This window comes from Couchioplanes azureus (genome assembly GCF_014648355.1).
GTDB lineage: Bacteria > Actinomycetota > Actinomycetes > Mycobacteriales > Micromonosporaceae > Actinoplanes > Actinoplanes azureus.
The window spans coordinates 1-8,527 of sequence record NZ_BMQY01000022.1 but is presented as its reverse complement, the minus strand read 5'-3'; the positions used below and the strand labels follow the sequence as shown (position 1 = coordinate 8,527).

The 8,527-nt window shown below is 74.3% G+C and carries 2 protein-coding genes; both read right to left on the bottom strand.

What is annotated here, in order from left to right; all coding sequences use genetic code 11:
* The coding region (locus IEY99_RS33600; RefSeq protein WP_189208165.1) for a type I polyketide synthase at window positions 1-5,382 on the bottom strand (5,382 nt) is incomplete at its 3' end.
* A gap of 36 nt (window positions 5,383-5,418) precedes the next feature.
* Window positions 5,419-8,527: type I polyketide synthase (locus IEY99_RS33595; RefSeq protein WP_189208164.1), on the bottom strand; the 3,109-nt coding region annotated here is incomplete at its 5' end.

Below are 8,527 nucleotides of genomic sequence, written 5' to 3'. Positions count from 1 at the left end.
CGAACACGCCGTGTCCACGGTGACCGCCGGACCCTCCAGACCCAACGTGTACGAGACCCGGCCGGAAACCACGCTGGCCGCGAGCCCGGTCTGGGCGTGGCCCTCGATGTCCTCCCGGGAGTTCATCACCACCTGGGTGTAGTCCTGTCCACCGCAGCCGACGAAGACACCGGTCCGGCTGCCGCGCAGCCCGCCCGGGGCGATCCCGGCCCGCTCGAACGCCTCCCAGGAGGCTTCGAGCAGCAGTCGCTGCTGGGGGTCCATGGCGAGCGCCTCGCGCGGCGAGATGCCGAAGAAGCCGGCGTCGAAGTCGGCCACCCGCTCCAGGAAACCACCCCGATCGGTGGCGCTGCGTCCGCGGCCGCCCTCGCCACCCTGCCGCAGCTCGGTGAGGTCCCAGCCGCGGTCGGCGGGGAAGGGCGAGATGCCGTCCCGGCCGCCGGCGACCAGGTCCCACAGCTCGTCCGGCGAGGTGACACCGCCGGGCAGGCGGCACGCCATGCCGACGATGACGATCGGGTCGGCGGTGACGTCCGCGGTCACCGTGGCCGGCATCTCCGCGTCGTCCTCCTCGCCGAGGAGTTCGCCGAGTAGGAACCCCGCCAGCACGGTGGGGGTCGGATAGTCGAACACCATGGTCGGGCTCAACCGCAGGCCGGTCGCCGCGGCGAGCTTGTTCCGCAGCTCCACCGCGGTGAGCGAGTCGAAGCCGAGGTCACGGAACTCGCGCTGCGCATCGACGGCTTCAGCGCACGCGTGCGCGAGCACGGCGGCGACCTCGGCGCGGACCAGGTCGAGCACGTACGCGAGGCGCTGGGCGGCGGGCCGCGACAGCAGCTCACGGGAGATGCCGGCGAAGGTGGCCGCACCGCCGGCGGTCGTCGCAGCCGGCCGGCGTCCCGTACGGATCAGGGCACGCAGCACCGCCGGCACCTCGCCGGGCATGCGCAGGTTGCCGGACGACATGCTGACCGGCACCAGGTACGGCTCGTCGACGGTGACGGCCGCGTCGAAGAGGGCGAGACCCTGCTCCGGGGTGAGCGGCGGCATCCCGGAGGAGACGCGTTGCAGGTCGGCGTCCGACAGCGTGGAGGTCATGCCGGCACCGGGCGCCCAGGCGGCCCAGGCGAGCGACTGCGCCGGCAGCCCGGCGGCTCTGCGGTGCCGGGCGAGGGCGTCGAGGAAGACGTTGCCCGCCGCGTAGTTGGCCTGTCCGGGCGCGCCCATGACACCGGAGATGGACGAGAACAGCACGAACGCGTCGAGGCGGCGGGACGCGGTGGCGAGATGCAGGTTCCACGCACCGTCCACCTTGGGCGCCAGGACGGCGGACAGCCGCTGCGGGGTGAGCGAGGTGAGGATCCCGTCGTCCAGCACCCCGGCGGTGTGTACCACCGCGGACAGGTCCGGCTCGGCATCCACCAGCGCCCGGACGGCACGGGCGTCGGACAGGTCGCAGGCGGCGACCAGCACCTCGGCGCCCGCGGCGCGCAGCTCCCGGGTCAGCTCGGCGGCACCCGGCGCGTCCGGGCCCCTGCGGCTGACCAGCACGAGCCGGGCCACCCCGTGGTCGACGACCAGGTGGCGGGCCAGGGCCGAGCCGAGACTGCCGGTGCCGCCGGTGATCAGCACCGTGCCGCCGCCGGTCCACGGCGAGGGACCGGCGTGGACGTCGGCCGGGACCCGGTCGAGGCGGCCCACGGTGAGCTCGCCGTCGCGGACCACGAACTGGCCGTCGCCCGTGGCGATGAGGCCGGGCAACAGCGGCAGGACCGCGTCCGCCTCGCCAGCGGAGCCGGCGTCGAGCAGCGCGAACCGGCCCGGGTTCTCGGTCTGGGCGGAGCGGACCAGGCCCCAGACCGCCGCGGCGGCCGGGTCGGCGCCGGTGACCGCGCCGGAGGTGACGAAGACCAGCGGGGCGCCGTGGCTGTCCGCCAGCCAGCGCTGCATGGACTCCAGCGCCGTGGCGGCGTGCCGGTGGGCGTCCGCGACCACGTCGTCCCCGGTACGGATGCGGATCAGGACCAGGTCGGCGCCGGCCGGGACGTCATCGGTCCCCTCGACCACGAGGAGACCGGGACGGCGTTCGGCGGCGCGCGGCGCGACCCAGTCCAGGGTGAGCAGCGAGCCGGGGCGGGTACGCCCGCCGGCCACCGCGAGCGGCTCTCGCAGGGTGAGGGCGTCGATGGTGAGCACGGGCGCGTCGGCCGGGTCGACGGCGACGACGCGCACGGTGTCACCACTGCGCCGCAGGCGGGCATGCAGGGTCCGGGCGCCGGCCGCGTGCAGCGTGACTCCGGCGAACGAGGCGGGTTCCGACTGTTCGTCGAGGAGCATGGTGAGCAGCGCCGGATGCAGACCGAAGTAACGGGCGTCGGCGGCGTCGGCGTCACCCAACGACACCTCCGCACCCGCGCCGTCGGTGTCCGCCGGTGGTTCGGCGGCGGCTGCGGACAGCACACCCTCGGCGTGCTGCACCCAGGGAGCGTCGTCGGCGCGGGCATGCATGGTGATGCGCCGGTCGCCGTCCGGGCCGGGCGCGTGCACCCGGACCTGGATCGCCACCGGCCGCTCGTCGACGGCCAGGGCGGCACCGATGTCGAGCAGGCGCACGTGGTCGCAGCCGACCTGGTCGCCGGCCCGGATGGCGAGTTCCAGCCAGGCGGCGCCGGGCATGGTCGCGCGCCCCGCGAGCCAGGGGTGGGCGCGCGGGCTGAGCAGGCCGGTGAGGATGACCTCGTCGGCGTCGGCCACGGCGACGGCCGCCCCGAGCAGCGGGTGCTGGGCGGCGATCAGGCCGGCCGCGGAGACGGCGCCGTGACCGGCGGCCGGGCGCGGCCAGAAACGTTGATGCTCGAAGGCGTAGGTCGGCAGCGGCACGACGGTCGCATCCGGGTACCAGGCGGCGAAGTCGACGTCGACGCCGCCGACGTGCAGGGCGGCCGCGGCGGCGAGCATCGACTCGTTCTCGTCGCGGTCCCGGCGCAGCGTCGGCACGACCAGCTCGGCGTCGATCAGCGCGCTGAGCACCGAGTCCGGGCCGACTTCCAGGAAGGCGTCCACGCCCGATCCGGACATCGCGGCGAGGCCGTCGGCGAAGCGGACGGTCTCGCGCACGTGCCGGACCCAGTAGGCGGGGTCGGTGAACAGGTCCGACTCGATGCGCCCGGTGACGTTGGAGACCAGATCACAGGAGGGCGGGTCGAGGGTGATCCCCGCGATGGCGTCGGCGAACGCGTCCAGCATCGGATCCATCAGCGCCGAGTGGAAGGCGTGGCTGACGGTGAGCCGCTTGGTCCGGGCGAACTGCGCGGCGGCGGCCGTGACGGCAGCCTCGTCGCCCGACAGGACGACGGAGTCCGGGCCGTTGACCGCCGCGATCGACACGTCCGCACCGAGCGAGAGGTCCGACTCGGCCGCCTGTACGGCGATCATCGCGCCACCGGCCGGCAATGCCTGCATGAGTCTCGCCCGCGCACTGATCAGCGCGCAGGCGTCCGGCAGGGACAGGACTCCGGCTACATGCGCGGCCGTGATCTCGCCGACGGAGTGGCCGGCCACCGCATCCGCCCGCACCCCCCACGACTCGAGCAGGCGGTAAAGGGCGACCTCGACGGCGAAGATGGCCGGCTGCGCGTTCCCGGTGGAGTCCAGGTCGTCCCAGTCGATCGCGAGATGCGCCGCCACCTCGTCGAAGGCCGCGCGGTACGCCGGGAACCGCTGGTACAGCGCGCGTCCCATTCCGACCCGCTGCGAGCCCTGCCCGGAGAAGACCACGCCGAGGCGGCGGCGCGTGGCGACACCGCGGACGACGGTGTCGCCGATGAGTACCGCGCGGTGCGCCAGCTGGGCGCGGGTGACGGCGAGCGAGCGTCCGACGTCGGCCGCGGACAGCTCGGGGCGCTGGGCGACCCAGGCCCGCAACCGGGCGATCTGGGCGTCCAGAGCGGTTTCGCTGCGCGCCGACACCGGCCACGGCGCGGCCGCGGGGGCCGGGGACGGCTCGTAGGCGGGCGTCTCGCCCTGCTCGATGATGACGTGGGCGTTGGTGCCGGAGATGCCGAACGACGACACTCCGGCGCGGGCCGGGCGGTCCGCGGCAGGCCACGGCCGGGGCTCGGTGAGCAGCTCGACCGCACCCTGGGACCAGTCCACGTGGGACGTGGGCGCATCCACGTGCAGGGTGCGCGGCACCGTGCCGTGTCGCATCGCCATGACCATCTTGATGACACCGGCCACCCCGGCCGCGGCCTGCGTGTGCCCGATGTTCGACTTCACCGAGCCGAGGTAGAGCGGCTCGCTGCGATCCTGCCCGTACGTGGCGAGCAACGCCTGCGCCTCGATCGGGTCACCGAGCGTCGTGCCGGTGCCGTGCGCCTCCACCACGTCCACGTCGCGCGGGGTCAGGCCGGCGCCGGCGAGGGCCTGCCGGATGACCCGCTGCTGCGAGGGCCCGTTCGGCGCGGTCAGGCCGTTCGAGGCGCCGTCGGAGTTGACCGCCGAGCCCCGGACCACCGCGAGGATGCGGTGGTTGTTGCGCCGGGCGTCGGAGAGCTTCTCGACCACCAGCACGCCGACGCCTTCGGACCAGCCCGTGCCGTCCGCCGCGTCCGCGAACGCCTTGCAGCGACCGTCCGGAGCGAGCCCGCCCTGCCGGGTGAAGCCCGAGAAGCCCATCGGTGTGGACATCACCGTCACGCCGCCCGCCAGCGCCAGCTCGCACTCGCCGCTGCGCAGCGCCTGCGCGGCCAGGTGCAATGCGACCAGCGACGACGAGCAGGCGGTGTCCACCGTCAGGGCGGGGCCCTCGAGCCCGAGCGTGTACGCCACCCGACCGGAGATCACGCTGGAGGTCAGACCGGTGGTGGCATGTCCCTCGGCGTCTTCCCGCGACCCCATGACGACACCGATGTAGTCCACCCCGGACGCGCCGGTGAAGACCCCGGTGCGGGTACCACGCAGGCTCGCCGGGTTGATCCCGGCGTGTTCGAATGCCTCCCACGAGGTCTCCAGTAGCAGTCGCTGCTGGGGGTCCATGGCGACCGCCTCGCGCGGCGAGATGCCGAAGAAGCCGGCGTCGAAGTCGCCCGCCGCGATGAAGCCGCCCTCCCCGGTGGCGCTGCTGCCCTCACCGTCGCCGCCGAGTGCCGCCGCATCCCAGCCGCGGTCGTCGGGGAAGGCGGTGACGCCGTCGCGTCCCTCGTCGACCAGCTGCCACAGCGCTTCCGCCCCGCGCACCCCGCCGGGGAGGCGGCAGGCCATGCCGACGATCGCGATCGGCTCCTGCCGGCCCGACTCCACCTCTTGCAGGCGGCGGCGGGTCTCGTGCAGGTCGGCCGTGACCCACTTGAGGTAGTCGATGAGCTTGCTGTCGTCGGACATGCGAGCAACCTTCCGTGCGTACCGGAGTGCGCGAGTTCAGCGGTCGCTCTGGCGGCCGAGTTCGTTGTCGATGAAGGCGAACAGATCGTCGGTGGACGCGGCGCCGAGCCGTTCGGCCACGTCGGCGCGGCCGGGCTCGTCGGCGCGCCACGCGTCGAGAAGCCGGCGGAGCCGGGCGGTGACCGCGGCCCGGGTGACGTCGTCGGGCTCGCTGGCCCGCAGGGCGGCGCCGAGCCGGTCCAGATCCGCGAGCAGGGCGGGGCCCTCCTGCGCGGTGTGCTCGCTGACCAGCTCCTTGGTGAGGTGCTCGGCGAGCGCGGCGGGGGTCGGGTGGTCGAAGACCATGGTGGCGCTGAGCCGCAGGCCGGTGACGGCGGTCAGCCGGTTGCGCAGCTCCACCGCGGTGAGCGAGTCGAAGCCGAGGTCACGGAACTCACGGCGCGCGTCGACGGCGGCGGCCGAGGCGTGGCCGAGCACCGCGGCGGCCTCGGCACGGACGAGGTCGGTGACGTGGCGCAGGCGCTCGTCCTCGCGGCGTCCGGCGAGTTGCTGGGTGAGCGCGGCCAGGGTCGCTGCCGGTCCGGCGTTCCCGGCCGCCCGGGCGCGCCCGCCCTTGACCAGGTCGCGCAGGACGGCCGGGACCGGACCGGGCATCCGGACCTTGGTGGACGACATGCTGACCGGCACGAGGTACGGCGACCCCGCCGCCACGGCGCTGTCGAAGAGCGCGAGCCCCTGCTCCACGGTGAGCGGCGGCATGGCGGAGGAGGCGCGGTGCATGTCCTTCTCACCGAGTGACGCGGTCATACCGACGTCACCGGCCCAGGCCGGCCAGGCCAGCGACTGCGCGGCGAGCCCCCGCGACTGCCGGTACGCCGCCAGTGCATCCAGGAACACGTTGCCGGCCGCATAGTTCGCCTGCCCGGCGCTGCCCATCACCCCCGAGATCGAGGAGAACAGCACGAAGGCATCCAGGTCCCGCGTCGCCGCGTGCAGATTCCACGCCGCGTCGACCTTGGGAGCGAGCACCGCGTCGAGCCGCTCGGGGGTCAGCGCGGTCACCACCCCGTCGTCGAGCACACCCGCGGTATGGACCACCGCGCACAGATCCGGAATGCCTGCGACGAGCTCATCCACCGCCGCACGATCCGTCAGATCACAGGCCACCACCCGGCCCGGCAACCGGTCCGCGCCCGGCGCGTCCGGACCACGGCGGCTGACCAGCACCAGATCCACACCACGAGCAGCAAGGTGACGCGCCAGCGCCGAACCCAGACCACCGGTACCACCGGTGATCAACACCGTGCCCCGCGGCGTCCACCCACCGGGCTCCCGCTCGGCCGTACGGGCCAGCCGCGGCACCAGCACCCGACCCTCGCGGATGGCGAACTGCGGCTCGTCGGAGGGCAGCGCGTCCACGGGGGCGCCGGCCTCGTGGTCGATCAACAGGAACCGGTCCGGGTGCTCGGACTGGGCGGCCCGGACCAGACCCCAGACGACGCTCGCCGCGACGTCGCGGACCCGGTCACTGTCGCCGGTGCCGACCGCGCCGGCGGTGACGAACGCGAGCCGCGCGTCGCCGAACCGCTCGGTGGCCAACCACCGCTGGACCAGATCGAGGGCGTACGCGCCGAGCCGGTGCGCCTCGGCCACCACGTCCTCGCCGGCGCCGGCGATCGGCACGAGCACCAGATCGACGTCACCGCGCAGGTCGTCCAGGGAGCCGGTGAGGGTGACCGTGCGGCCCGCGGGGGCCGCCTCGGCGGCGGCCCAGCGCAGGTCCAGCAGCGATCCGCGCGGCCCCTGGTCACCGGAGACGGATACCGGTTCGCGTAGTCGCACCGAGTCGACGGACAGCACCGGTGCACCGGCCGGGTCGACGGCGGCGATCCGGTAACCGTTCGTACCCCGCCGGGTCAGCGTGGCGCGCAGGCCGCCGGCCCCGGCCGCGTGGAGGGTGACGCCGGTGAACACGGCCGGTTCGAGGTCGTCGTCGAGCAGGGCGGTGAGCAGTTCCGGGTGCAGACCGAAGTAGCGCGCATCGTCGGCGACACCGTCCGGCAGGGCCGCCTCCACCGGCGTGTCGCCGATCTCGTACGGCGCACCGCCGTCCTCGGCGAGCCGGCCGGAGGCATGCTCGATCCACGGCCCGTCGCCGGTACGCGAGTGGACCGTGATCGCGCGGCCGCCGTCCTCGCCGGGCGCACCGACCCGTACCTGCAGGGCCACCGCCGACTGCTCGGTGAGTGCGAGGGACGCACCGATCTCCAGGCGTGCCACCCGGTCGCAGCCGACCTGGTCGCCGGCCTGCAGGGCCAGTTCCAGCCAGGTGGCGCCGGGCACGGTGTCGTGCTCGGCGAGCCACGGGTGGACGCGCAGCGACAGCAGTCCCGTGAAGATGACCTCGTCGGCGCCGGCCACCGCGACCGCGGCGCCGAGCAGCGGATGGCGGGCGGCGGTCTGCCCGAGCGAGGTGACGTCGCCCCCGGAGGAGGCCGGGCGCGGCCAGTAGTGCGCGCGCTGGAACGCGTACGTGGGCAGGGCGATGCGGTGCGCACCCGGATACCAGGGGGTCCAGTCCAGGTCGATGCCGTGCACGTACAGGGTGGCGGCCGCGGCGAGGATCGCCTCCACCTCGTCCCGGCCGCGGCGCAGGGTCGGCACCACGACGTCGGCGTCGATCAGCGCGGACAGTGCCGCGTCGGGCCCGACCTCGACGACGGTGTCCACGCCGAGGTCGCGCATGGCGGCAACCCCGTCCGCGAACCGGACCGTCTCGCGCACGTGCCGCACCCAGTAGTCCGGGTCCGTCACCGAACCGGGTTCGACCCGCGAGCCGGTGACGGTGGAGACCATCGGCAGGGTCGGCTCGTGCAGCGTCAGCGTCGCCACGACCGCCCGGAACTCGGCCAGCATCGGGTCCATCAACGCGGAGTGGAAGGCATGACTGACAGCGAGGCGTCTGCTGCGCGCGAAGCCCGCCGCGACGGCTTCCACCGCGGCTTCCGCACCGGACAACACCAGCGAGTCCGGCCCGTTGACGGCGGCGACCGACACCCCTTCGGGCACATCGCTCTCGTGACCCTGCACCGCGATCATCGCGCCGCCGGGCGGCAACGCCTGCATCAACCGGGCCCGCGCCGAC